22 protein-coding genes are annotated in these 26,361 nt (G+C 56.2%); 20 read left to right on the forward strand and 2 right to left on the reverse strand.

From position 1 onward, the window contains the following. The first annotated feature begins 6 nt into the window (after positions 1–6). The 10 genes from recR to BGP77_RS12640 all read left to right on the forward strand — a co-directional run bounded on the left by recR (position 7) and on the right by BGP77_RS12640 (position 13,092). Positions 7–618, forward strand: a complete 612-nt coding sequence (gene recR / locus BGP77_RS12595; RefSeq protein WP_108165077.1) for a recombination mediator RecR — start codon at positions 7–9, stop codon at positions 616–618. Continuing rightward, entirely contained in the window at positions 611–1,750 is a 1,140-nt protein-coding gene (rnd, locus tag BGP77_RS12600) for a ribonuclease D (RefSeq protein WP_158269367.1), read from the forward strand. The genes recR and rnd overlap by 8 nt, the downstream gene beginning before the upstream one ends. Next, positions 1,734–2,018, forward strand: coding sequence for a YcgL domain-containing protein (locus BGP77_RS12605; protein ID WP_108165079.1), 285 nt, complete (start codon positions 1,734–1,736; stop codon positions 2,016–2,018). Before rnd ends, BGP77_RS12605 begins: the two co-directional genes overlap by 17 nt. Next, positions 2,018–2,461, forward strand: a complete 444-nt coding sequence (locus BGP77_RS12610; RefSeq protein WP_108165080.1) for a YcgN family cysteine cluster protein — start codon at positions 2,018–2,020, stop codon at positions 2,459–2,461. Before BGP77_RS12605 ends, BGP77_RS12610 begins: the two co-directional genes overlap by 1 nt. Positions 2,462–2,484: 23 nt before the next feature. Then, on the forward strand, positions 2,485–2,862 hold the full coding sequence (locus tag BGP77_RS12615) for a hypothetical protein (RefSeq protein ID WP_108165081.1): 378 nt from the start codon (positions 2,485–2,487) through the stop codon (positions 2,860–2,862). A gap of 102 nt (positions 2,863–2,964) precedes the next feature. Then, positions 2,965–3,630 (forward strand): YEATS-associated helix-containing protein, encoded by a 666-nt coding sequence (locus BGP77_RS12620; protein WP_108165082.1) that lies wholly within the window; start codon positions 2,965–2,967, stop codon positions 3,628–3,630. A 117-nt stretch (positions 3,631–3,747) separates the two neighbouring features. Then, positions 3,748–6,264, forward strand: coding sequence for a vWA domain-containing protein (locus BGP77_RS12625; RefSeq protein ID WP_108165083.1), 2,517 nt, complete (start codon positions 3,748–3,750; stop codon positions 6,262–6,264). A 192-nt stretch (positions 6,265–6,456) separates the two neighbouring features. Further along, positions 6,457–8,118, forward strand: a complete 1,662-nt coding sequence (locus BGP77_RS12630) for an AMP-binding protein (protein WP_108165084.1) — start codon at positions 6,457–6,459, stop codon at positions 8,116–8,118. Between the two features lie 124 nt (positions 8,119–8,242). Continuing rightward, positions 8,243–12,145: an ATP-dependent RNA helicase HrpA gene (hrpA, locus tag BGP77_RS12635; protein ID WP_108165085.1), complete on the forward strand. Its 3,903-nt coding sequence runs from the start codon at positions 8,243–8,245 to the stop codon at positions 12,143–12,145. Continuing rightward, the gene (locus BGP77_RS12640) at positions 12,142–13,092 is read left to right on the forward strand and encodes an alpha/beta hydrolase (protein WP_158269368.1); all 951 of its coding nucleotides are present in this window, start codon (positions 12,142–12,144) and stop codon (positions 13,090–13,092) included. Before hrpA ends, BGP77_RS12640 begins: the two co-directional genes overlap by 4 nt. A gap of 27 nt (positions 13,093–13,119) precedes the next feature. Here the strand turns inward: BGP77_RS12640 and BGP77_RS12645 are convergent, their stop codons facing one another. Together BGP77_RS12645 and BGP77_RS12650 are read right to left on the reverse strand one after the other, a co-directional pair. Next, on the reverse strand, positions 13,120–13,458 hold the full coding sequence (locus BGP77_RS12645; RefSeq protein WP_108165087.1) for an EscU/YscU/HrcU family type III secretion system export apparatus switch protein: 339 nt from the start codon (positions 13,456–13,458) through the stop codon (positions 13,120–13,122). Next, positions 13,455–15,524: a hypothetical protein gene (locus BGP77_RS12650; RefSeq protein ID WP_108165088.1), complete on the reverse strand. Its 2,070-nt coding sequence runs from the start codon at positions 15,522–15,524 to the stop codon at positions 13,455–13,457. The genes BGP77_RS12645 and BGP77_RS12650 overlap by 4 nt, the downstream gene beginning before the upstream one ends. Positions 15,525–15,641: 117 nt before the next feature. Here BGP77_RS12650 and ccmA point away from each other — a divergent pair, with 117 nt between their 5' ends. The 10 genes from ccmA (at position 15,642) to smc (ending at position 26,334) form a co-directional block, all read left to right on the forward strand. Next, complete coding sequence (gene ccmA / locus BGP77_RS12655) at positions 15,642–16,259, forward strand: cytochrome c biogenesis heme-transporting ATPase CcmA (RefSeq protein WP_108165973.1); 618 nt, start codon at positions 15,642–15,644, stop codon at positions 16,257–16,259. Further along, a complete protein-coding gene (gene ccmB, locus BGP77_RS12660) occupies positions 16,256–16,933 on the forward strand; it encodes a heme exporter protein CcmB (RefSeq protein ID WP_108165089.1) in 678 nt (225 codons plus the stop codon). Before ccmA ends, ccmB begins: the two co-directional genes overlap by 4 nt. A 122-nt stretch (positions 16,934–17,055) precedes the next feature. Then, positions 17,056–17,802: a heme ABC transporter permease CcmC gene (gene ccmC / locus BGP77_RS12665; protein WP_370446843.1), complete on the forward strand. Its 747-nt coding sequence runs from the start codon at positions 17,056–17,058 to the stop codon at positions 17,800–17,802. Further along, a complete protein-coding gene (ccmD, locus tag BGP77_RS12670) occupies positions 17,802–18,014 on the forward strand; it encodes a heme exporter protein CcmD (RefSeq protein WP_108165091.1) in 213 nt (70 codons plus the stop codon). The genes ccmC and ccmD overlap by 1 nt, the downstream gene beginning before the upstream one ends. Further along, a complete protein-coding gene (gene ccmE, locus BGP77_RS12675; RefSeq protein ID WP_108165092.1) occupies positions 18,011–18,451 on the forward strand; it encodes a cytochrome c maturation protein CcmE in 441 nt (146 codons plus the stop codon). Before ccmD ends, ccmE begins: the two co-directional genes overlap by 4 nt. 49 nt (positions 18,452–18,500) lie before the next feature. Then, the gene (locus BGP77_RS12680; RefSeq protein WP_108165093.1) at positions 18,501–20,453 is read left to right on the forward strand and encodes a heme lyase CcmF/NrfE family subunit; all 1,953 of its coding nucleotides are present in this window, start codon (positions 18,501–18,503) and stop codon (positions 20,451–20,453) included. Further along, a complete protein-coding gene (locus BGP77_RS12685) occupies positions 20,450–20,983 on the forward strand; it encodes a DsbE family thiol:disulfide interchange protein (protein ID WP_108165094.1) in 534 nt (177 codons plus the stop codon). The genes BGP77_RS12680 and BGP77_RS12685 overlap by 4 nt, the downstream gene beginning before the upstream one ends. Beyond that, positions 20,967–21,449 carry a cytochrome c-type biogenesis protein gene (locus BGP77_RS12690; RefSeq protein ID WP_108165095.1) on the forward strand — a complete coding sequence of 161 codons (483 nt, stop codon included), beginning with the start codon at positions 20,967–20,969 and terminating at the stop codon, positions 21,447–21,449. Before BGP77_RS12685 ends, BGP77_RS12690 begins: the two co-directional genes overlap by 17 nt. Then, positions 21,446–22,654 (forward strand): c-type cytochrome biogenesis protein CcmI, encoded by a 1,209-nt coding sequence (gene ccmI, locus BGP77_RS12695; RefSeq protein WP_108165096.1) that lies wholly within the window; start codon positions 21,446–21,448, stop codon positions 22,652–22,654. Before BGP77_RS12690 ends, ccmI begins: the two co-directional genes overlap by 4 nt. 182 nt (positions 22,655–22,836) lie before the next feature. Next, positions 22,837–26,334: a chromosome segregation protein SMC gene (smc, locus tag BGP77_RS12700; RefSeq protein ID WP_108165097.1), complete on the forward strand. Its 3,498-nt coding sequence runs from the start codon at positions 22,837–22,839 to the stop codon at positions 26,332–26,334. Positions 26,335–26,361 lie beyond the last annotated feature (27 nt).

The raw sequence follows: 26,361 nt of genomic DNA on the forward strand, positions 1-26,361 counted from the left end.
CTGAACATGAGTTACACCCCACTGACCGAACAATTGATGGATGCGCTCCAGGTATTGCCTGGGGTTGGGTCGCGTTCGGCACAACGCATGGCGTTGCAATTGCTGGAACGTGATCGCGATGGGGCGGCAGCGCTGTCTAAGGCATTAGCGACGGCACTCGATGGAGTCCGCCACTGTGAGCGTTGTCGTGCACTCAGTGAGCAGGCCTTGTGCGAAGTGTGCAGCGATACCGACCGTGATGCGTCGTTGGTGTGCGTGGTGGAAACGCCCGCCGACCGCGAAGCCATCGAGATGTCTGGCAGTTATAACGGGCACTACTTTATTTTGCAGGGTCAGCTGTCGCCCATTGATGGCATTGGCCCGGACGAACTGGGTGTGCCGATGTTGGTCTCGCGGGTGGGCGAGGGGGGTGTTCGCGAAGTCGTTTTGGCGACCAACGCCAATATGGAAGGCGAAGCGACAGCCCATTATTTGATTGAGCAGTTGCGGCCGTTGGGCATCGAGATTTCTCGCCTCGCTCAGGGTGTTCCGTCGGGCCGGGAGCTGGGTCGGGTCGATAGCAGTACACTGTCTCATGCGCTCAGCGATCGGAGGAAGCTTGGCTTCGAGCATGACTGAAAGCCCCATCTGGATCGCGGGTGATTCGGCTTTGGCTGAAGCCTGCCAGCTTTGGTCGAGTGCCGACGTCTTGGCACTGGATACCGAGTTTGTCCGCACCGAAACGTACTTTGCCCGTCTGGGGCTGATTCAGGTGGCGCTGGACGGTCGCTGCAGTTTGATTGACCCGCTGACCATTTCTGATTGGTCTGCGCTGGTCGAGATTCTGGAAAACCCGGCCATCATTAAAGTCTTTCATTCGTTATCCGAAGACGCCGAAGTGCTGTTGAACAGCACCGGAGCCAGGGTGGCCCCGGTGTTCGATACACAGATTGCCGCGGCACTGGCCAACCACGATCTGCAGATGGGCTTTGCCCGACTGGTGGCGGCTGAGTTTGATGTACAGCTGCCCAAAGAAGCCACGCGCAGCGATTGGCTGAAACGTCCATTGGATGCGGTGCAATGCGAATATGCCGCCGCGGACGTCTATTGGCTGGAAAAATTGTTCAATCGTCTGGCGCCAGCCCTGCGTGATCAGAAACGATTCGATTGGGTTGTCGAAGACAGCAATCGTGCTGCTGCTGACAGCCTGCCGACCGATCCGGCCGTCTATTACCTGCGCCTGCGGGGTGCCTGGAAGCTTAAAGGTGAGCGCTTGATGGCGTTACAGCAGCTGGCCCAGTGGCGCGAGCTGCAAGCACGCGAGCAAGACGTTAACCGGTCGCGCATCCTCTCTGACGCTGAGATCATACAGGTCGCCGATACAATGCCGACCAGTCTTGCGGCGTTGGGTAACCTTAAAGGGTTGCATCCGCGCAAGGTTCGGCTCTTTGGGGATGCGATTCTCAACATTCTGGACCAAGCGAAGGCCTCACCGCGTGAGCAGTGGCCGGCGCGTGTTCCAGGCCCCTTACCCGTCGCCCAGGCCGATTTGATGCGTGATCTGAAAACGCATTTGGGCGAATTAGCCGAGCAATTGTCGGTGCCGGTTGAAGTCTTGGCGCGGCGCAAACAATTGGAAGCCTTGGTTCGCAGCGGCTATCCACAAGGTGAGTATCAGGTGCCTGCTCCGTTGCAGGGTTGGCGTCAATCATTAGTGGCCGAGCCGCTGGTGCAGTATTTAGAGGAGCAGCGTGATGCAGCCGACGAATGAACGCGCGCTGGTGAGTATCTTTCGCTCCCCGCGTCGCGCGGAAATGTATCTCTATCTGGCACGCCCAGCCGCCTTTGATCAGTTGCCTGACGCCTTGCAAACGCAGTTTGGCGAGCCCGAACACGTGATGGATTTATTGTTGACGCCTGAGCGCCGCTTAGCACGAGTAGACGTAACACGTGTGCTCGACGCCATTGTCGAGAAGGGCTTTTATTTGCAGATGCCGCCGTCGACCGACAGCCTGGCCAATTGGCAGCGAGACAGCTGATGGCCATGCAACAGCCTTTCTGGCGCACCAAAACGCTGGCACAGATGAGTCGCCGCGAATGGGAGTCGCTGTGCGATGGTTGCGGCAAATGTTGCTTGCAGAAATTGCAGGATGAAGACAGTGGTGAGGTCTACGCCACTCGCTTGGTCTGTCATTATATGACCTCAGACTGCCGCTGCAGTGTGTATGAAACACGCCAGAAATTGGTGCCGAACTGCGTCTGGCTGACGCCGGATGACGTCGACGATTTCTTTTGGTTGCCGTCGACCTGTGCCTATCGGTTGGTCGCGGAAGGTCGTGATTTACCGGAATGGCATCCGTTAGTCGCCGGTGACGATCAGCGCATTCATCAGCAAGGCGAATCCATTGCACACTGGGCACTCGTTGCCGATAACAGCGTGCCGGAGCAGGACTGGGAAGAATACATCATTGATAACCTCTAAGAGGTATCGGTAAAGGTGAACGGATGATCTACGAAGATCTGTATTGGTCAGCGGCCACGGTATACGGCTTGGGTGTGGTCGGGTTTTTAGTCGTGGTCTGGCGTTTCGGCCAGTTGCTGCCGTGGCGACCACTGCGTTGGTGGTTGACCTGGCTCTATTTGTGCGTGGTGCTGACGCCCTGGCAAGCTACCGAGCCGGAGCCCTATTATGCGCCGGCAATTATTGTCGGTGCCTTCGACTTTCTCGATGTCGGTGTCGGCGGGGCGCTGCAAGTGTTGATGCCAATGATTCAAGCCATACTGGTCGGCACATTGCTGATCGTTTTGGTTTCTATTGGTTTGCGCATGCGGGCCATGAAGGCGTACGAAAAGGAAGCAAGCGCAGAGGGTGAGACCGGCTGAATTTTATTCCGGCACGCATTCTGCTATACCTTAGACCGTTTAGTTGTTACGAAAGAGGCGGAAAACCGCCCGTTTTCCCTTAGGGGCACTCAAGGAGTAGGCATGGCCAACCATATTTTTGTTCTAGTTGCCGTTATGCTCATGGCCGGCGTTTTTGGCGGACTGGTAAATTACTACATGCAGTCCCAATACGACCCGGACACCACCAGTCTGCCGCGCAGTCTGGTTGTGGGCATTGGCGCATCGTTTCTGGTTCCGGTGATTTTGGCGTTGGTAAACAGCGACCTGATCACTGAAAGCAGCCAGGATTCCACCCGTTTTCTGATTTTCACCGGCTTCTGTCTGATTGCGGCGATAGCCAGTCGTTTCCTGGTGACCAGTGTGTCGGATCGGATTCTGTCCGAAGCCCGTCGTGCGCGCGAGCAATCCGATCGGGTGATGCACGAACTGTATTTGGTGCAAAGCGAGTTGCGTCCGTTAATTGAAACGGAAACCGAAGAAGACCTTAAAATTGAACCGGAACCGCTGACGCCGGAAGAAGAGCCCGATGTCACCACCGCCAATGTTCTCAAAACACTGGGTAACGGTCGGTATATTTTCCGTTCACTGGGTGGTCTGTGCAAAGAAGTGGATGTAGACGAACCCACTATGGTCAAGACACTGGAGATCATGGTGGCGCGCAATTTGGCGGGTCGCATCACCGGTAAGCAGGGTGTGCGTTGGCACCTGACCGACGGTGGACGCCGTCTTTTGGCCCGGATGAGCTGATCATCCAGCCAAGAATTTGTGATTGAGGACAAGGAGGTCCTCGCTCCCGCCTCAAGGCCACGCAGTCTCGGCCGATCTATAGAAAACCGATTCCAAACGACTGAGTGTGCGAATTCCGTGCGACTGTTTTTCCGCCTGATATCGACCTTGCTGGTCTTTGCCTGGACCAACCTGGCCGCTGAAGAAACGACGCAGACACCGACTGATGTCCGTGTACTGATTGATATCTCCGGGTCCATGGTGCAAACCGATCCGCAGAATCAGCGAACGCCAGCCATTAACTTGCTCATTGATTCACTGACCGACGGCAGTGAAGCCGGCATCTGGACCTTTGGGCAATACGTCAATTTGTTGGTTGAGCACGATACCGTTGACGACGAATGGCGTGAGCAGGCGCGTTCGGCCGTTGAAGCGCTGGAGCCCATTGCGCAGCGTACTAACCTGGGTGCGGTTATGGATCAGGCCAGTTACGATTTTGGCTATTCCACCTATCAGGCACCTACCGACGTGGTGCTGATTACCGACGGTCAGGTAGACATCGCCCCCAACGCTCAGGTCAATCAGGTTGAGCGGGATCGTATTCTTAATTCCGTATTACCGCGTTACGCCAACGCAGGCGCCCGCATCCACAGTCTGGCGTTGACCGATGCAGCCGATACCGGCTTGCTTGAGCAGATGGCCAGCCAATCCGGTGGCGTGTTTTCTCAAGTTTCATCAGCCGATGATATTCAGTCTTTTATCCTCGACGTCTTGCAAGCCGTTGATGCCGGTAACGAAATTCCGATTGAGAATGCCGGCTTTGAGGTCGACTCGCAGATTTCCGAAGTAACCGCCCTAGTGCTGCATGAGCGTGGCGAGATGGGCTTGGTCAGTCCCAGTGGCGAAACCAGTACGGCGTTGTCGCCGACGCTGGGTCAACAATGGCGAGTTGGGCCAGGCTATACCCTGGTGACTCAGCGCCAGCCGCAAACCGGTCGCTGGTCGATCACCGGTCAGGTCAGCGAAGGTTCACGGGTATCAGTGGTATCCGACATGAATCTGCGTTGGCGTCAGCCGAGCGGTTCGGTCGCGCTGATGGGTCAACCGATCCATATGGAACTGGAAGCGGTCGATCAAAATGGTCAACCGGTACCGGATGAATTGACCGAGGTGATGGAGCCCACGGTTACTGTGAACGGCGACGTTCGCAGCGGTGTGCGCTGGCGCAGTGGTGTGCTGGCCGGTAATTTGCCCAATGTTTATGACGAAGGTCCGCTGACCGTAGCAGTGCGTGTTGATGGCGGTACGTTCCAGCGGCTGTTGCGTCGAACCTTCCAGAACCGTCCGCCCTTTATGTCGGAAGTGCTGGTCGTCGATGGCGATTATCAGTGGCGGCTCTATCCGGCCCATTCGGAATTGCTTCCCGGCGATGAAGATTTGCGCGCCCATGTCACCAGTCCGCAAGGCTGGGAACGTGAAATGGCGTTTGAAATGCAAAGCGGTGGCTATTACAGCATGACCCTGGATGGTGATGCTGAGCCCGGCGACTACCAACTCAAGGTGCTCGGTGATATGCGCTTTGAGGGTCGCGCGGTGAATGATCTGGGCGTTGATCCACTGACACTGACCTTGCCAATCGATCCGGCTCTGCCACGCATTTGGGATCCGCAAGCGGCGGCCGAAGCGGCTCAGCAGGCCCGTGCAGCAGCACAAGCGGCAGCTGAAGCAGAAGCCGCTGCTGAGGCTCGAGCGGAGGCAGAAGCCAGAGCCATGGCAGAAGCCGCCGAGGCGGAAGCCGAAGCAGCCAACGACGCTGCATCGGCCCGTGATGAAGACACCATGGCCGGTGAGATGGACGACTCCATGGCCGACGATGCCGATATGGCGAGCGCCGACACAGAAGCGCCGGAGCAAACGATTCCTTATGTGAAGGAACCCATGCCACGCTTTGCCGAGATCACCTCGGATTTATCAGCGCCGTCGACAGCGCCTGCCAATGATTCAATGTCGCCGGCGATGGCGGACGCTGAGTCAACCAGTGACACCGACGAAGCGATGCCGGATGAGGAAGATGACTGGGAAGGCAACTCCGACGCCGGTCCACAGCGCAATATTCCATGGTTGCGGTACATGCTGTATGCAGCGCCAGGGTTGCTGGTGTTGCTGGCCTTCTTTGCCTTCTTCCGGCGCCTGGAATACCGCGGCAAACTGCGCGGCAACAAGGATGACCTTGAAGAAGATCCGGCACCGGATATCCGCAGTAACGACGTCGATGAGTTGGACCTGGCCGCCGGCTTTGGAGAAGACGACGTTCCTGAGCTGGCTGACTGGGACGGTGAGGCGCCACTGGTCAGTGATCAAGTCGACCCTGAGTTGGAGCTGGAACCCAGTGAGTTGGACCTGGGTGATCCAATGGATCTTGAAGAACCCGAACCGGAGCAACCGTCTCAGGATTACCTCGGTGAATTGGATGAAGGCCGGGCTGAAGATGCCGTGGTGCCACCGGTTCAAAGCGGTGATGGCGAAGATGACCTGTTTGATATCAGCAATATCGAAGAGGACATGTCTGAGCTGGAAGGATTATCGTTGGATGACGACGATCCGTTCGCTGAAGAGGACGGCGACGACGAGGATGACAACCAGGCCAACCGTTAATTGACCCTCTCTGCTGGCCCGATCGGGCCAGTTGTATTGCCTCCTTTACTGTGCTGTTTTGTCATTAAAGAGTTGAATTTGCCTTGCCAATCAGGGGACAATCCCCGCCCGATACGTTTAAACGGGCGTTTGAATCGGCACTGATTTCGCGATTCAACCAACGCGCATACAACAAGAATGTCAGGAGTGCTCATGACTGAAGCTTATACCCATCATGCTTATCCGGCCGGGATGCAGGCCAGCATCGACCCCGAGCTGTATGACAGCGTTTTGGATCTGTTCGACGAAAAAACTCGTGAGCATGCCGACAAACCGGCCTACACCTGCATGGGCAAGACACTGACCTATGCCGATCTTGATCAGCAGTCAGCGGCGTTCGCCGCCTACCTGCAGAACGAAACCGACCTGCAGCCGGGCGATCGCATTGCTGTGCAGCTGCCCAATATCCTGCAATACCCGATCGCCGTATTTGGTGCCTTGCGCGCTGGTCTGACCGTGGTCAATACCAATCCGCTGTATACCGATCGCGAGCTGGAACATCAGATGAATGACTCCGGCGCTAAAGCGTTGGTGGTCTATGCCGGTATGGCGGCCCAGGCAATACGGGTACAGCCGAAAACCCCGGTCGAACACATTTTGGTTACCGAGATTGCTGATCTGCACCCAGGCTTCAAACGCGTATTGATCAATACCGTTGTAAAACGGGTTAAGAAAATGATTCCGGCCTACGATGCCAGTCGCGTCAGTTCCTTCCGCCAGGCGCTTAAAAAGGGCGCGGGTCAATCTTTCAAACGCACGGCTGCGGCTCATGAAGACACCATCATTTTGCAATACACCGGTGGCACCACTGGCGTGGCCAAAGGTGCAGAGCTGACCAATCGCAACATCATTGCCAATATGCTGCAGTGTTATCAGTTCTTTAAATTGGCGTTGGATGACGGCGAAGAGACCTTTATCGCGCCCTTGCCGCTGTATCACATTTACGCCTTTACCGTGAATTGCATGACCATCATGCTGACCGGCAACCACAATATTTTAATCCCCAATCCTCGTGACATCCCTGGCTTTGTTGGTGAGCTGAAAAAGCATCGTTTCACAGGGTTTGCTGGCCTGAACACCTTGTTCGTCGCCTTGATGAACAATGAAGAATTTAAAAACGTTGATTGCAGTGCCCTCAAACTGGTGATTTCCGGTGGCATGGCTTTGAACCGATCAACTGCCGAGCGTTGGGAAGCGATGACCGGCTGCCCCGTCTCTGAAGGTTACGGTATGACCGAATCGTCGCCGGTGCTGTCGTTCAACCCAACCGGTTACCAGCAACTGGGCACCATCGGGATTCCGACGCCGAGCACCGAAGTTCGGATTTGTGACGATGATGGCAACCTGATGGGCTTTAACGAACCAGGAGAGCTTCAGGCCCGTGGTCCTCAGGTGATGAAGGGTTACTGGAATCGTCCGGATGACACCGCTAAGACCATCGACGCTGATGGCTGGCTGAAGACCGGCGATATCGCTGTGTTGCAGGAAGACGGCTATATGAAGATCGTCGACCGCAAGAAAGATATGATTGTGGTCTCGGGCTTCAATGTGTATCCCAACGAGGTTGAAGACGTCTTATCGGCGCATCCGAAAGTGGTTGAGTGTGCTGCGGTCGGTGTGCCTCACGAGAAGTCGGGCGAGGCCGTTAAAGTCTTCTTAGTGGTTAATGAGCCGGTTGAAGAGCAGGAACTGATCGATTTTTGTCGTGAAAGCCTGACCGGTTATAAGGTGCCGCGTTTGTTTGAGTTCCGCGATGAACTGCCGAAAACCAATGTCGGCAAGGTTCTGCGTCGGGAGCTGCGCGATTCTGAATAATGCGCCCCCGTGTTGTCATAATCCCGGCCTGGTGCCGGGATTTTTGTTTGTAGCACGTCAAAGCGGGTTTTGATCCACCGACACCGCCCCTATAATCCACGCCTTTAAGCTGTAACCGGATGGCATGAGTCACACCCTTACCCCAACCACTGTTTTGGACCAACTGGACCGCTGTCTGGTGCGCGACCGTCATTATCTGGAAGGTCGCTGCCGCCAGTGGCAGCAGTTGCTGCAGGCCGATAAGCCTGCCGACAAGCTGGCGAACGCCGTGGCCGAGGTGTTTGAGCGCTCGCGTGCAGGGTTTGATCAGCGTGTGGCCAGCGTGCCCGACATCCAGCTGAATGAGACGTTGCCCGTCAGTGAACGGGCGACGGACATTCGCGACGCGATTGAGCAGCATCAGGTGGTTATCGTCGCCGGTGAAACGGGTTCCGGTAAAACCACGCAATTGCCCAAGCTGTGTTTGCAAGCCGGGCGCGGCCGAGCCGGGCAGATTGGGCACAGTCAGCCCCGACGGTTGGCAGCGCGCTCGGTGGCCGGGCGTATTGCGGAAGAGCTGAATGTCAGTCTGGGGCAGGCCGTGGGGTATCAGGTGCGTTTTACCGATGCCACTGCTGAGAACACTCTGGTCAAGCTGATGACTGACGGCATTTTGCTCAATGAAATTCAGCACGATCCCTATCTGAACCGTTACGACACCCTGATCATCGATGAAGCGCACGAGCGCAGTCTGAACATCGATTTTCTGTTGGGCTATCTGAAACGCCTGCTGCCTAAACGTCCCGATCTCAAACTGATCATTACCTCAGCCACCATCGATGTTGAGCGCTTTGCCGAGCACTTTGGCGGCGCGCCGGTGATTGAGGTCTCCGGTCGAACGTTTCCGGTGGACATACTGTACCGGCCGATGAGCCCGGATGAAGACGACTACGCCGCCGATTTACCCGGTGCCGTGCTGAACGCAATTGAAGAAATTGAGCGTTTGGAAAAAGCCGGCGAGACCCACAGTCGCGGTGGCGATGTGCTGGTGTTTATGCCCGGTGAGCGTGAGATTCGTGAAACCGTTCAGACGCTCAAGCGGGCGCAGCTGCGCGATACTGAGTTGATGCCGCTCTACGCCAGGCTCAGCGCCAGTGAGCAGCAACGCATCTTCAGCGACCATACCGGCCGGCGCATTGTGCTGTCGACCAACGTGGCAGAAACCTCGTTGACGGTGCCGGGCATTCATTATGTCGTCGATTCCGGTCTGGTGCGCATCAGCCGCTATTCGACACGCTCCAAAGTGCAGCGCTTACCGATCGAGCCTGTTTCGCAAGCGTCGGCGAACCAGCGCGCCGGGCGCTGTGGGCGTATTGCGCCGGGCCTGTGCATCCGGCTCTACGACGAAGACGATTTTCAGCAACGCCCGGAATTCACCGACCCGGAAATTCTGCGCACTAATCTCGCCTCAGTGATTTTGCAGATGCTGCAAATGCGCTTGGGATTGGTTGAGGATTTCCCGTTTCTCGAAGCGCCGGATCAGCGCCAGATTCGCGATGGCTACACCTTACTCAGTGAACTGGCCGCGGTGAACGACAAGGGCCGGCTGACGCCGCTGGGTAAAGAATTAGCGCGCCTTCCGGTCGACCCGCGTCTGGGCCGGATGGTCATCGAAGCGAACCGACAAAAAGCGCTGACTGAAGTTCTGGTGATTGCCAGTGCACTGTCATTGCCGGACCCACGCGAACGCCCCCAGGAAAAACAACAGGCTGCGGCGGAAAAGCACGCCCAGGACAAAGACAAGGATTCCGATTTTGTGGCGTTCTGGAACTTGTGGCAGCGCTATGAAGAACAGCGCCAGTCGCTCAGTCAGGGTCAGCTGCGCAAGTACTGCAAACAGCAGTTTCTGAATTATCTGCGCATGCGTGAATGGCGCGATATTCACCGCCAACTGACCTTGCTGTGCCGCGAGTTGGGCTATAAAGCCGCTGCTGAGCCTGCCGGTTACGAAGCCATTCATAAATCGTTGGCAGCCGGTTTGCTCAGCCAGATTGCGGCCTTTAAGGAAGAGCGGCAGTACACTGCAGCGCGCGGCCGTCAGTGTCGAATTCATCCATCCAGCGCGTTGTCGCGGCGGGGGCCTAAATGGCTGGTCGCGGCGGAGCTGGTGGAAACCACTCAGCTGTTTGCCCGCACAGTCGCGCGCATTGAGCCATGCTGGCTGGAGCCGTTGTCGGAACATCTGGTGAAACGCCAGTACAGTGATCCGCACTGGGAGAAAAAGCGTGGCGAAGTCATCGCCAAGGAAACCCTGACGCTGTATGGACTGCCGATTGTCAGTCAGCGCAGTGTGCACTTTGGCCGTATTGATCCGGCGCAGGCGAGGGCGATTTTTATCCGCTCAGCGCTGGTGGAAGGTGAATTTCAGACCCAGGCCACATTCTTCCACAACAATCGCGCTCGTATGGGTGAGGTCGTGGCGCTGGAAGACAAAGCCCGCCGTCGGGATATTCTGGTGGATGATGAAACACTGGCCGCGTTCTACGACGAACGCATCCCGGATGACATTGTAAACAGCGCCGGTTTTCATGCGTGGCTGAAAAAGCATCCGGACGTCGATCTTGAATTGACGCCCGACAAGTTGATGCAGCATCAGGCTGATCAGATCACCGAAGCTCAGTATCCTGACCATCTGATGGTCGAGCGCATGAAGCTGCCGTTGTCTTACCGGTTTGAGCCGGGTCACGAGACGGATGGCGTTACCCTGACCGTGCCAGCGGGTGCCATGGCGCAGCTGCCCACGGCAAGGCTCGACTGGTTGGTTCCGGGGTTGCGCCGGGAAAAAATCATCGCCTTGTTAAAAGCCCTGCCCAAGGCCTATCGACGGAATTTTGTACCGGTTCCGGACTTTGCTGATGCCTTGCTGGAGAGTCTGGACGTCAGTGATGCGCCTTTGCACAAAGCCATAGGTGAGCGCTTATTCCGGATGACGGGCATTCGAGTGCCGGAGAACGAATGGCGACTCGATCAGTTGGAGCCGCATTTGCAGTTGCGTTATCGCGTCGTGGATGAAGCCGGTAAGACCGTTGCCGAGGGACGCGATTTTCAAGCATTGATTGAGCCCGCCAATGCAGGTTCGGCACGCGATGCCGCTAAGCCCAAAGCGCATCAGTCCCGCCAGGAACAGCCCAGCCATATGACCGACTGGGACCTCGGTGAATTGCCGGATGTGGAGCATTCCATGCAAGCGGGCATACGGGTTGAGGTTTATCCGGCCTTGGTCGATAAAGTGAATGCCGTTGCCGTGGAGCGGTTTACGCACCCGGATTGGGCCCGCTATCAGCATCGGCGTGGATTATTGCGTTTAGCCAGTTTCCGATTGTCATCGACACTGGATTATTTGAGCAAAAGGCTGCCCCAGTTCCAGCAAAGCGCCTTGCTGTTTGCACCTTATGGTCAGGCAGAACGCTTGAAAGCGGATATACTGTGGGCGGCTTTAGACGAGGCCTTAAGCGAAGAGTTGCCGCGTAATCGGGCTGCTTTTGACGATTGGCTGGAAGGTGGGCGCGGAAATCTGGTTGAGGCCGGTGAGCAACTGGCCAGGCTGGCTCACGATGTCTTGCAGCGACACCATCAGGTTCGTAAGCAGTTGAAAGGTAAGGTGTCGTTTGCCACCGCTTTTATCTATTCGGATATCGCCTCTCAGTTAGATCGGTTGGTGTATCCAGGGTTTATCAGTCAAACCCCTGCCCAGTGGCGAAGCGAATTGTCCCGCTACCTGGACGCAGCGGACCGACGCCTCAATCGGTCCGGTGGTATCCCAGGAAATGAGAACCTGTTGGTAGAGGAGTTGGCGAACTTCTGGCAACTTTATCAGGCTAAGGCAGACGCCTTGCAGCAACAGCAAATTCCGAGCGAAGCCCTTACCGAGTTCCGCTGGATGTTGGAAGAATACCGGGTTTCACTCTTTGCTCAGACGTTAGGGACCAGACTTCCTGTCTCGGCTAAACGACTGAACAAGCAATGGCAGCAGGTGCTAGCGGCATGAAGCAGAGCGTTCATGAAGAAAGATTAAAGATCCCGACCGTCGGTGGCGGGCATCTGTTTGTTCGTCAATTGGCGCCGGAGCAATCCACCGCCGTTGTGCTCATGGTGCATGGCTTGGGTAATCAGGGCGATGTCTTCTTACACGATGGCCATGGCTTAGCCAATTACCTCTCGGAAATGGGATACACCTGCCTGGTGCCGGATATGATTGGTCAAGGCCAGAGTTGGCCGCATCGCAGTCGGCAACTGAATCATGGTGCGGGCGTGATGATTCGTGAAGACCTCCCGCGTCTGGCTGCTGAAGCACGCCGCATTGCCAACGGCAAACCGGTGTTCCTGATTGGCGAAGGGTTTGGCGGTGTCTTGCTGGCGTCCGCTTATGCGCGCATCTCAGCGATGCGGCCTCAAGTGGCTGGCATGGTGCACTTGGGAACGCGCCGCAGCACACGCCTGGGCGGTGTCGCACACGGTGGCTGGGATACGTTTGTCTGGCAGCGTCTGTTGCCCTTGCTGGGCAGCCTTACAGGTGAAGTGCCGTTGCATTGGTTTCGCAAATCGATGAACGCTGAGTCACTGCAATTGTTCCACGATGCGAAAGCCTGGAACGACGGAGAATGGCAAGGTCCAGGTTCGGACAGTTTCGATTACGCCGCGGCCGCAGAGCAACTGGACTGGCCTGCGAGTCTCTACCTGGCGCGTCGCAAGGGCGGTTATGGCGACCATTTGGCGGATGTTCGTGAGTTTATGCGCGAGCTGGGGACTCACAATGGTCGTCTGTTGGTCTTGGGTAAGCGCGATGGTAATTTGCGTAATTATGGACCGCTGTCGATGTTGCAGCACGATGATGCCTGGGTGGATCACTTCCCGGTGATTCTTGATTGGCTGAATGAGCGGCTGCGCCAGATCGATTCGGATGACAAACCAGCGCGTCATCTGGTCTCTGTATAAATCTCGATTCCCATGGCCTGTTCAGGCCTAGTCTTCACCGTAGGCATCCCGCACCCGCTGGTAGGCGGAGCGGGTTGCTGTCGGTGAAAAGCCTTCCGGTACTTTGTCTTTCAGGAAAAACGCAAACGCCAGCACGCGTGCCACCCATTCGTATAGATCCGGTGGAATAGCCTGGCCAACGTTCATTTGTTGCAAGATGTGGACGAGGTCTTCGTCCTGGTAGACCGGCACATCAAATTCGCGGGCCAGACGCAGAATTTCTTCGGCCTGCTCATCAATGCCCAGTGCAGAAACGATCGGAGTGCGCTTTCCGCTGTAGGTTAAGGCCGCGGCAGCGGATTCGGAGGGGCGCTGGTTATCACTCATGTGTGAACATCCACCAAAGGTTTGAAATCATCCGCTTCCGGCGTGCTCTTTTTGCGGGGCATGCCATGACGCGTGTGCAGTTGACGCTCTCCGAGTCCTTCAGTCCACTGCTCGAGTGTACTGAGGTGACTCTTCAAGAATGCCAGGGTATTACGGTCTTCAGACCAAAACGTCAGATCGGTTTGCTCAGGTTCCCACACCAGGTCGGCACATAAGGGGGCCAGGGGTTCCAGTTCGAAAAACAGCCGGAATCGCCACAGTCGTTTGCCGCCTGAACTGGCTTCTTCCTCAGTATCGGATGGTTTTTCCTGCCACCATTCGAGATTGGCCCAGGAAGAAGGGCCCATCCAGATCAAGGGGATACTCAATTGCTGAACCGGTTGACTGGGGCCATCCCCCCCTTGCGTTAAGGCGGAGAGGGTTTGTTGGATGGCATTGTTCTGTGTCTTTCCCTGTACCGCTTCCAACCACTGACGCAGCTGCATTAAGGGTTGCAAATCGGCCAATGACTGTTGATTGGCTGGATTTGAAACCGTGTTGTTATGAATCGATGGTAATGGCGGCGGTGGCAGCGGTTTGTCGAGACCATAATTGAGGTCATTGCTGCGCAGTAGCTGTTGTGCACGCTGAGCCAGGCTTTGTTGCAGGCTGGCTGGATGTTGGCGGATGCGGTTGTCGATCATCATTAGCCACTGCGCCAGGCGCATTTCCAGCGGCAGCGGGTCCGATCCGGTGGATCGTGAAGGCAAGGGGCGCCAGTCGGATCCTGGATCATTGGCTGAGGTCGGTAATGCAGTCGTCGTTGAGACCGGTAGAGCGGCGTCTGCAGCAGCGGTTGTGACGGAAAAGTTGACCGTTGCTTGCTGGAGGCTGGTTGTTGGAGGCAATAGGGTTGGCGTTACCGTCAACGTCATTGCCGGGGCCGGGCGGGTCGGTAAGGTCGATAAAGCGGCCAGCAATGGGGGTGTCAGGTTTTGGTTAAATGACACGGGTCGTGGTTGTGGTTGCTGAAGTATACGAGCATCGACCAATTGCAGCCTGAGCTGTGACGGCGCCTCAGGCGGTGTCGCGAGGAGCGAATTGTAGGGGACCGCAACAGGAACAGCCGGTGTTGCAGGATTCTTCACCGCCACCAAAGCCTCTGGTACCACCCTGTTGAATAACGCGTCAGTGCTGGCGGTGATGATCATAGGTTTGGCGGTGCCTGGGTGCTGAACCGGCTGCCACTGCCCGCTGGCTTGTTGCTGCACGGGCATCCAGCGTAGGGGCGCTTGCTGCAATATTGGCAGGGTGGCGCGAATCGTTTCAACCAAGATACGCAAAGGCGCTGTCGCAGTGGTGGCTTGCCCCGTTGTTGGTGATTGAACGGGGCTGGCCGGTGGCGCCGTTTTATCGCCCGCAGCCATAACACTATTGCCGTTACCGGTCGCTTGAAGGCTAGCCGATGGCCATGGCACCGGGGGAAGTGCGGACTTTGCAGGCGGTGTGCTGGTGGTGCCGGCGGGTGTTGTCGGCATCGCTAAAGGCATGAACTCCCTGACCCAGTTTGCAAGGGTGCGCGCATTCAGCGCTGGCTTCTGGTTTAACCAGTCAATCAGGGGTTTCAGCTCGGGTTGTTGTGCCGCTACTTGTTGTTGGCTCGATGTCGCGGGTAATGGCGGTAATGAGGTGGCGTGGACGCGCGGCAGTGTGTGGGCCTGCCAAAACTGTAAGGACGCCTGCATCATGCGATTGAGCTGCGCGGGCTCAGGGTTGGGCAGTACACGGATTTGGTCGTCAGACGTTGCTTCGATCAATAAGACGGTACCCGGCTGGAACGGCTTCGTTGATTGCACCCGAACCCACTGGTCGTTCATCGACAGCAGCAATTCAAACAGCGGCTTGCGAGGCGTTCCCAGGTTGTGTTGCTCGACCACGACAGCGATCGCTGGAGCGGACTGGCGTAATTGAGCCATGGCGTTCTGCTGCGGTTGCAGCAAGCCTTCGCCACCTCGATGCGCAGTACGAGTCGACAAGGTACTGTCGACCGGCCGGCGAATGCTGTCGCTGCGATCAATCCCCGACATGGGGTCTGTCCTCTTGGAGTTTCCTGCATAGTGTAGCGGCCAGAAGGGGGGCGGCTAAAGATGCAGGCGGGGCGGTCAAACCGCTATAATCGCGCCACATTTTTGGGTGGGATCACCATGACCCCAGTGTTAAGCGCGCAAAGCCTGCGCTGCGAGCGTGATGAACGGTTGCTGTTCGATCGGTTGGACCTGTCGTTGATGCCTGGAGACATTCTGCATCTGACCGGCCCCAACGGCAGTGGTAAGACGACCCTGTTGCGCGCTTTGGTTGGATTGGGGCAGGCCGTTGAAGGGCATATTCAATGGTTCGATGGCCAGGTTCAAAGCAATGAAAAGATTTGGTATATCGGCCATAGGCCAGGGGTCACATTGCTACAATCGCCGCTTGAAAATTTGCGCTACGCCCTTGCGTTACGCGGCCTGGAGCGGAATGAGTCGTCCCTTTTTGAGGCCTTGGAACACGTCGGTTTACGCGGTTATGAAGACGTTCCCAGCCGGCAATTATCAGCGGGACAACAGCGTCGAGTCGCCTTGGCCCGCCTGTTCCTCGATACACCATCAATATCGGTTTGGGTACTGGACGAACCGCTGACAGCGCTGGATGACAAGGCAGTGGAACTGCTGAAAGCGCGTATTCAAGCATTTGCAGCGGCCGGTGGCAGCGTATTGATGACCAGCCATCATGGCATGTCCGGCGATGCCGTGCGGACATTGGCATTAGGGGGCGCAGAGTGAAGCTCAGTCGACTCTTCACTCGGGTGTTGCAGCGCGAACTGCAATTGGCGTATCGCCGCCGTGCTGACTTGGCCAACCCGCCATTGTTCTTTTTGATCGTAGTGGCGTTGTTTCCTTTAGGCGTCACCCCGGATCTGGAACGCCTGGCTACGATGGCCGCGGGTGTGCTTTGGGTGGCGGCTTTATTAGCCAATTTGTTGTCGCTGGATTTGTTGTTTCGCAGCGACCACGAAGACGGGTCGCTGGAGCAGTTGTTACTGGCTTCCAGCCCGCCGACACTGATCGTACTCGGCAAAGCCCTGGCGCATTGGTTGGTGACCGGGTTGCCACTGACGTTAATGTCGCCGTTGCTGGCCATGATGTTGGCACTGTCACCCGCGGCGATGCCGTTGTTGATGCTGAGTCTGGCACTGGGCACGGTGACGTTAAGCCTGGTTGGCGGGATTGGCGCCGCCTTGACCGTGGGGCTGCGGCAAGGTGGTTTGTTGCTGACCTTGTTAATTATGCCGCTGTTTGTGCCGGTGCTGATATTTGGCACTGCGGTGGTTCAAGCCGCAGGTGCTGGCTTACCGTGGAGCGGTCAGTTGGCATTGTTGGCCGCTATGGCCGTGTTGGCGCTGGTGTCGGCACCGCTGGCAACCGTGGCAGCACTGCGCATTGCCGTAGAAGAATAACGACCATTGGTGCTCAGATCATCGATGGAAAACAACACACAGCCGGGTAGCCTTGCCTGGTCGGAGTAGTTCGCACGATGTGGCAAAGCTCGTTTTGGCAAAGCTCGTTTTGGAAGAATCTGGTGCGCTGGTTTCATAAATGGACCTCGCCAAAATGGTTCTACAACCTGAGTCGACCACTGGGTGCCTGGATTGGCTGGCTCGCCTTATTGATTCTGGTGGTGTCATTGGTTTGGGGCCTGGCGTTTGCTCCCATTGAACGGCTTCAGGGCAACAGCTATCGCATCATCTTTATTCATGTTCCCGCTGCCTTTTTATCGCAGGCAATTTACGCCGCTATTGCTGCGCTGGGCCTGATTGGCCTGGTATGGCGCATCAAGCTGGCGTTTTACCTGGCCAAACAAAGTGTGCCGATAGGCGCCAGTATGGCGTTTCTCGCGCTGGTCACCGGAGCCATCTGGGGTAAGCCGACCTGGGGTGCTTGGTGGGTATGGGATGCCCGCTTAACCTCCATGTTGGTGCTGCTGTTTTTGTATCTGGGTTTATGGGCCTTGCACAACGCCATGGAACGTCCGGAAAGCGGTGATCGAGCCGCGGCCATCCTGGCATTGGTGGGTGTCGTCAACCTGCCCATTATCAAATTCTCGGTCGAGTGGTGGAACACGCTGCATCAGCCAGCGACGCTGAAATTTACCGAAGCACCTCCCATGCACATCAGCATGTTGATTCCCTTTCTCTTAGCCATTCTCGGGTTTTATCTGGCGGCCGTTGCCTGGGCGTTAAAGCGTACGCGCTTGGAAATTTTACAGCGTGAACGTCGCACTCAGTGGGCGCGCGATGAGTTGGACCGATTAGGAGGCAACGTTTGATGTTTGCTTTTGATAGCCTGGCTGATTTTTTCGCCATGGGTCGTCATGGCCTCTATGTCTGGACGGCTTATGGTTTTGCCGCTGCGGTGGTGATCTATAACCAACTCAGTCCGTATCTGATGCAGCGCCGAATGGTGGCGGACCACCGTCGACGTCAACGACGCGAGCAAGGCACACAACCGGCATCTTCCAGTGGAGTAACCCCTTCATGAATCCAAAACGCAAACAACGACTGATCCTGATTTTGTTGGGGACATCCGGTGTGGCGGTTGCTGTGTTGTTGGTGTTATTTGCACTCGGTCAAAACATGAATTTCTTCTATTCGCCGTCGGATATTGCCCAGGGTGATGCGCCATTGGATCGGGATATTCGCGCCGGTGGAATGGTTAAGGATGGCTCGGTGCAACGCGACAGCGATTCGCTGCGCGTGAGTTTTGTTGTCACCGATTTTGTCTCTGAGGTGCAGGTCAATTACGAAGGCATCCTGCCGGACTTATTTCGGGAGGGCGATGGTGTGGTCGCTATTGGTCGTTTAATGGAAAACGGTCAGGTCGAGGCATCAGAAGTCTTAGCTAAGCACGACGAAACCTATATGCCACCTGAAGTTACCGACGCCCTAGAGCGGGCAGAAAGCGCCAGTATTTATTAATACCCAGGCGGTCATTCACGTACGATACGCAGAATAAATAAGAGTCGCTATGTTACCGGAGTACGGACATTTTGCGCTGATCCTGGCGCTGCTGTTGGCCACGGGCCTGTCGACGTTGCCACTCTATGGTGTGCTCAGTGGACACGGTGGATTTCAGCGCTCAGCCACAGCGCTGACCTGGGGCATGACCTTCTTTTTGGCGACCGCCTTTACCATTTTGGTGGTGTGTTTTCTGGTAGACGATTTCTCGGTGCGCATTGTTGTCGAGAACTCCAATAGCCAGTTGCCCTGGTTTTATAAATTCTCAGCGACCTGGGGCAATCATGAAGGCTCCATGTTGATGTGGGTGCTGATGCTCGGGGGATGGGCAACGGCTGTCAGTCTGTTTTCCGGTTCCTTGTCACAAGAATTGAAGAGCGCCGTTCTCGCCGTCATGGGCATGATCTCACTGGCCTTTCTGTTGTTCCTGCTGGTGACGTCTAATCCTTTTGATCGTTTGTTGCCGATCCCACCCGGCGATGGTGGCGACCTTAACCCGCTGTTGCAGGATTTTGGTCTGATCGTGCATCCCCCGACGCTGTATATGGGGTATGTCGGCTTTTCAGTCGCCTTCGCTTTTGCCATTGCCGCCCTGATTACCGGTCGTTTCGATGCTGGCTGGTCTCGTTGGGCGCGGCCCTGGACCAATATGGCCTGGGCCTTTCTGACGCTGGGTATTGCGTTGGGCAGTTGGTGGGCTTATTACGAGCTGGGCTGGGGCGGCTGGTGGTTCTGGGATCCGGTTGAAAACGCGTCCTTTATGCCTTGGTTGATTGGCACCGCTCTGATTCATTCCCAGGCGGTCAGCGAAAAACGCAACCTCTTTAAATCCTGGACCCTGTTACTGGCGATACTGGCGTTTTCATTCAGTTTGCTCGGTACTTTCCTGGTTCGTTCCGGCGTGTTGACCTCGGTACATGCTTTTGCCACCGACCCGGAACGCGGCCTCTTTATCCTTGTCATTCTGTTGGTCACCATTGGCAGTTCGTTGTTGCTGTACGCGTTGCGCGCCGGCCAGATACGGCTCGCCGGTGAATATCGGCTGGTGTCACGTGAATCCTTCTTGCTGTTTAACAACATCATCTTAGTGGTGATCGCCTTTATGGTGTTGTTGGGCACGTTATTTCCGCTAGTGTTTGATGCGTTTAACTGGCGCAAGTTGTCAGTCGGGGCACCGTATTTCAACGCCATGTTTAATTTCTTCATGGTGTTCTTGTTGTCGCTGCTCGGTGTGGGTCAGGTGTTGCGCTGGAAACGTCATCCGCTGTCCGACTTACGGCCACTCTTCAAGGTGGGCATTCCGGTGGCACTGGTCATGGGCCTGGTATTACCCCCCTTAATCACTGCCAGTTTCAACTGGCGTGTCTGGTTGGGCCTGGCTTTGGTGTTCTGGCTGCTGGCCGGATTAGTACGAATGTTGCTTGATCGGACGCGCAATGCCTCTCAACCCTGGCGAGCACTGCGTCGAGCCGGAGGGTCCTTCTGGGGAATGTGGTTAGCCCATCTGGGGGTGGCCGTCAGCGTTGTCGGGGTGGTACTGGTTTCAAACTACGACCTGGCTCGGGATTTCCGCATGGCGCCCGGCGATACCGTCTCCATGGGGGATTACCAGTTTCGTTTTGACGGCATGAACATCGTTGACGGGCCTAACTATCAGTCCGATCAAGGCGTGATTACGGTACTGCGCAACGACCAACCAATTGCCGAATTGCATCCAGAGAAACGGTTCTACACCGTGCAGCGCAACACCATGACGGAGGCGGGTATTGATGCGGGGCTGTTCCGTGACCTGTATGCCTCGCTGGCGGAGCCTTTGGATGATGAACATCAGACCTGGGCCGTGCGGCTGCAGGTAAAACCCTTTGTTCGCTGGATCTGGCTTGGCTCCATCTTGATGGCGGCCGGGGGCGTTCTGGCATTGTTTGATCGTCGCTATCGTAAAGCTTCCGGAGGTCGTTCATGACACGCCGATGGATTTTGTTTTTGCCGTTGGGCCTGATTGTTGTCTTAGCTGCGCTGTTTTCTTATGCCTTGCTGTCAGGTGTTGACCCCAGTGAAATGCCATCGGCGCTGGAAGGTGAAGAGATGCCTGCGTTCCAGCTCAGTACGGTTCAGGACAGTCTGGATTTTAAAACGGTTGAGGACCTCAAAGGACAGCCCTTTTTGCTGAACATCTGGGCGACCTGGTGTCCATCGTGTAAATGGGAACACCCCTATCTGAATAGTCTGTCTCAGGAAGGGGTACGCATCATTGGAGTTAACTACAAAGACGAGCGTGATCTGGCGCAGGCCTGGTTGAGAGACTATGCCAATCCCTATGAATTGGATCTGTACGATCCTAATGGCGATCTGGGTTTTGAGCTGGGAGTCACCGGCGCTCCGGAAACGTTTTTTATCGATTCCCAGGGTGTGATTCAGTATCGCTATCAGGGGCCGATCGACAGCGCATTGTGGCAGGATGAACTGAAGGCGGTGTATGAAAACCTCGATTAGTCCAAGCCTTATCTTCGTAACGTTGCTGCTGTTAGGTCTGGCGGCAACGGCTATGGCTGAGCGTGAGCAGCGTTATTTCGACAACGACAGTCTGCGCGACCGCTATGAGCAACTGATTTGGGAGTTGCGTTGCCCCAAATGTCAGAACCAGAACATCGCTGGGTCCAATGCCCCCATTGCCTCTGATATGCGCGAAAAGACCTATGAGCTGCTGCATCAAGGTTACAGCGATGAGCAGATCATCAACTATATGATTGACCGCTACTCCGAGTTCGTCACCTACAAACCTCGTGTCACTGCAGGCACTGTCTGGCTATGGCTGATTCCCGGTTTGGGCCTGTTAATTGGTGCTGTCGCGGTGTTTATGCTGGCACGACGCTCAGGTCAGCAAGGGGCGGAACCCATCAGCGACGCCGAGCGGCAACGCCTGACTGAACTGCTGGAAAAGGACCGTGACGCCTCATGATGATATTTCTACTGATGATCCTAACCGCCTGGCTGTTTGTGCTGCTGGCGGTACGTACTGGTCGCTCCAGTCGGGCACGCGATTCTGTCACTGAGTCGGTGGCTATCCATCGCGACCGATTAACTCAGCTCGAAGATGATTTTCGTGACGGCACTTTGGAGCTTGCTGACTATCAGCAATTTAAGACCGAGACCGAGCGGGCGCTGCTCGAAGACAGTCGCAAGGCGGCAAGCGGTACCGATCTTCGGACCTTGCCTTGGCCACTGGCGCTGATCGCACTGGCAGTCATCGCCGTCGCCGCCTGGCTGCTGTATATGCATTGGGGGGCTGCCGATGCCGTGGAAGTCCGGCGCGGTTTTATAGAATTAGCGACCAGCGAGCAACCGACGCAGCAACAGTTAGACGCCACCCTCGACGGTTATCAGGCCATGCTGGAGCGCCATCCGGATGACCTGCAAGGTTGGTTCCGGCTGGCCAATATGCAGATGGAGCTCGGCCGATATGCTGATGCCCAGCCAAACTTGGAGCGTGTCCTGCGTTTGCTGCGCGAAGGCGATCGTAATGCCGAAGATGAAGCAACCATTCTGGCGTATCTGGGACAGACGCTTTGGGCGCAAGAGCAGCCTCAAGCGGCTCTGGCGCGGTTCGAAGAAGCGTTGCAATTCAACGCCCAGAACAACCTGGCGCTGGGGTTTGCCGGTCGATTGACTTTTGAAAGTGGTGCCTATCGCGATTCCATCGACTATTGGCTGCGCTTAAAAAGCTTGGCCAGTGAGAGCGCCGATACTGGCTTGATTGATGAATTCATTCGACGTGCTCAGGCTGCGTTGGCCGAGCAGGGCATTGATTATCAGCCCCAGTTGCAACCGCGCCTTAATGTGGCCATCGAGCTGCCATCCGCCTGGGAAGGGTTGCCAGACGCGGCTGCGTTGTTCGTCTATGCGCGTCAGCCGGGTGAGCGGATGCCATTGGTGGTTAAACGCATTCCGGTCACTGCGGGTGAGCTGAATGTGTCGCTCAGTGATGCTGATGCCATGGGCCCGATGGGTGGACTGGGTGGTCATGACCGGGTGGAAGTGACGGCGCGGGTGTCGTTCAGTGGTCAGGCTCAAAGTGCGCCAGGCGATTGGACGGCACAGCCGGTGACGGTCGATTTGAGCGAGAATACGCAACAACAATTGAGCCTGCAGGTGCGCCAGCCATAAGACATTGTGCAGACGCCGCGCGAATTTCTTGAGGGTTTCATTTAGGTGTCCCTAAGTTGTTGATCTGGTTCTGGAAATGGGCTGACACGGCGGTTTCAACGGCCGCCGATTAACGCTAGAATCGTGGCAAATGCTGGCCCGGGTTCCACCGGGTTAGCCCACGCCGGAACTGGCAGGACGCTATGCGACTGAAAAGCATCAAGGTGGCTGGGTTTAAATCCTTCGTCGACCCGACCACCATTCCTTTTCCGACCAATCTGTCGGCCATCGTTGGCCCCAATGGCTGCGGTAAGTCGAACACCATCGACGCCGTGCGCTGGGTGATGGGTGAATCGTCCGCCAAGCACCTGCGCGGCGAATCGATGACCGACGTTATCTTTAACGGCTCCAATGCGCGTAAGCCCGTCGGTCAGTGTTCGGTCGAACTGGTGTTCGATAATTCCGATCACACCCTGCAAGGCCAATACGCTGGCTTTAACGAAATTTCTATCCGCCGTCGTGTGACCCGTGATGGTCAGTCCAGCTACTTTCTCAATGGCACCAAATGCCGACGCAAAGACGTCACCGACCTGTTTCTCGGTACCGGTCTGGGCGCGCGTTCCTACGCCATTATCGAACAGGGCATGATCTCACGGCTGATCGAAGCCAAACCGGAAGAATTGCGCACCACCATTGAAGAAGCCGCCGGTATCTCGCGCTACAAAGAACGTCGTCGCGAAACCGAAAACCGCATGCGCCGCACGCGTGAAAACCTGGAACGCCTGACCGACATCCGCGAAGAGCTGGAGCGTCAGTTGCAGCATTTGCACCGCCAGGCGCAGTCCGCAGAGAAGTACAAAGAATACAAAGCCGAAGAGCGCACCTCGCGCGCACAATTATCGGCCTTGCGCTGGAAGCGACTCGATGAAGAAGTCGGTGAGCAGGAACTGAAAATTTCCGAACTGGAAACCCGTTACGAAGGGTTTGTGGCCGAACAGCGCCGTATCGATGCGGAAATTGAAGCACTGCGTGAAACTCACCACGACGCCACCGAAGCCTTCAACGAAGTACAGGCGCGCTATTACCAGTTGGGCAATGAAGTCGCTCGCTTCGAACAAACCATGCAACACCGGCAGGAACAGAGCCAGCAACTGCTGACCGATATTCAGGATGCCGAACGTCAGTTGCATGAAGCCGGCCAGGAAAGTCAGGCTGATGCCGACCGAGTCGAAGAAAGCCAGGAAGCGTTGCAACTGCTCGAACCCGAACAGGAAGCGGCGGCAGAAAAAGTCAGCCGCGCCAGCGAAGAGCTGGCGGCCATCGAACAGCGCCAGCAGGAATGGCAGAGCCGTTGGGATGCGTTTAATCAGAATGCACAAGGGCCGAAACGCCAGGCCGAAGTGGCCCAGTCGCGCATCCAGCATTTGGAACGTGTGGTTGAACAATTACACCGTCGTCAGGAAAACCTCTACCGCGAGCGCGACGAACTGAGTTCTGACCCGGAAGCGGAAAATCTTGAAACGCTGCTGGAACAGACCGAAGAACTGGAGCAACGCGCTGAGGCATTTCAGACGCAGTTGGATGACCTGACTGAGCGTTTGCAGCAAGGCCGCGAAGACGCTGAACAAAAGCGCACCCGTTACGATGAAACCAAGCAGCAGCTGCAACAGAAGCAGGCGCGCAAAGCGACATTGGATGCGTTGATCAAAGCCGCTTTGGGTGACGAAAGCCAGGGCGTGCAGGATTGGCTGGCCAGTCATCAATTGCGTGAAGCGGTACGACTGGCGCAGAACGTTGACGTAGAGCCGGGTTGGGAAGCCGCCGTCGAGGCCGTGCTCGGCGATCGCTTACAAGCGGTATGCGTTGAATCCGTTGAAGGCATGGGCGACGCCATCAGCCGTTTTAAAGATGGCACTCTGACGTTGGTCAGCGGACCGTCGAGTGCCGCACCCAGCGGTGACAGTTTGTTGTCGAAGGTGCGCAGCGACCGGGATCTCTCTACCTGGTTGGCGCCGGTGCAGCTGGCCGATTCACTCGATGACGCTTTGGCGCGGCGCGGCAGCCTGCAATCTCATCAAAGTCTGATTACCCGCGATGGCATTTGGGTCGGTCCATCCTGGTTGCGCGTGCGCCGTGGCGAAGGTGCTGCCGATGGTCTGCTCAGTCAGCAACAGGAACGCGATGATTTAATCGACGCCATTGATGAGCTGGAAGTGGTCGAGGAAGACCTCGAAGTCAGCCTCAATGTTGCCTTGATGCAGCAGAAATCGATCGAAGAAGAACGCGAACAATTGCAGCGCGACAATCAGCAATTAAGTCGTCAGCTGGCTGAGGCGAAATCCGAGTTGAGCGGCCGTCAGGTTCAGGTTGAGCAATTGCGTGAACGGCGCGAGCGGTTGGCGGTTGATATTCAGGAAGTCGAAAGCCAAATGGCTGAAGAGCGTGAAACGCTGGCCATGTCGCGGGAAGAATTACAGCAATCGCTCGATGCCATGGAAGAAGACGTCGACGAACGCGAAGCCTTACTCGGTGAACGTGAAGAGTTCCGCATCAGTGTTGATGAAAAGCGCGATGAAGTTCGGGCGCTGCGCGATGCGGAACATCAACTGCAATTGAAACAACAAACGTTGCAGACCGAAGTACGTTCTTTGCAGGCATCGTTGGAACGTGCCAGCCAACAGAAGACTCGGGCTCAAGAGCGTTTGTCGAGGTTGAAAGAACAGCTCAGTGAACGCGAAGATCCGTCCGACGAATTGAAAGAAGAGCTCGAGCAAAAACTCGAAGCTCAGATGGAACTGGAAGGCACGCTGAACGATAAGCGGTCGGTCATGGAAGCCGCCGACAGCAAGATGCGTGAACTGGAGCAGGCACGGGCGGCGACCGAACAGCAGGCAATGACGGTACGTTCGGAAATGGAACAGCAGAAGATGAATGCGCAGACGCAGATTACACGTCGCGCCACCTTGGCTGAACAACTGGCTGAACAGCAGTTCGACCTGGATACCGTCCTTGCCAACTTGCCGGAAGACGCGACGGAGACCGCCTGGGAAGAAGCGCTGGAACGGCTGGCGGCGCGCATTCAGCGGCTGGGTCCGATCAACCTGGCGGCGATTGAAGAATATCAGACGCAGAGTGAGCGCAAGCGTTATCTGGACGAACAGGACGACGATCTGCAGCGCGCATTGGAAACACTGGAAAATGCGATTCGTAAAATTGATCGCGAAACCCGCACCCGTTTCAAAGATACGTTTGACCGGGTGAATCAGGGTTTACAGGATCTTTTCCCCAAGGTGTTTGGTGGTGGTCATGCCTATTTGGAACTGACGGGTGATGATCTGCTCGACACTGGCGTGGCCATTATGGCGCGCCCACCGGGCAAGCGAAATTCCACCATTCATTTGTTGTCGGGTGGTGAAAAAGCACTGACGGCCATTGCCTTGGTGTTTTCCATTTTCCGCCTGAATCCGTCACCCTTCTGTATGTTGGATGAAGTGGATGCACCGCTCGACGATGCCAACGTGGGTCGTTATGCGCGGCTGGTGGAAGCCATGTCGGAACACGTGCAGTTTATCTACATTACGCACAACAAAATTTCTATGGAGATGGCGCATCAACTGATGGGTGTCACCATGAACGAGCCGGGCGTATCCCGGTTGGTATCGGTCAACGTCGAAGAGGCTGCCGAACTGGCCGCCATCTAAGACTTATTTCGTCAACGATTTAACGTT

The organism is Saccharospirillum sp. MSK14-1, from assembly GCF_003054965.1.
Lineage (GTDB): Bacteria > Pseudomonadota > Gammaproteobacteria > Pseudomonadales > Natronospirillaceae > Saccharospirillum.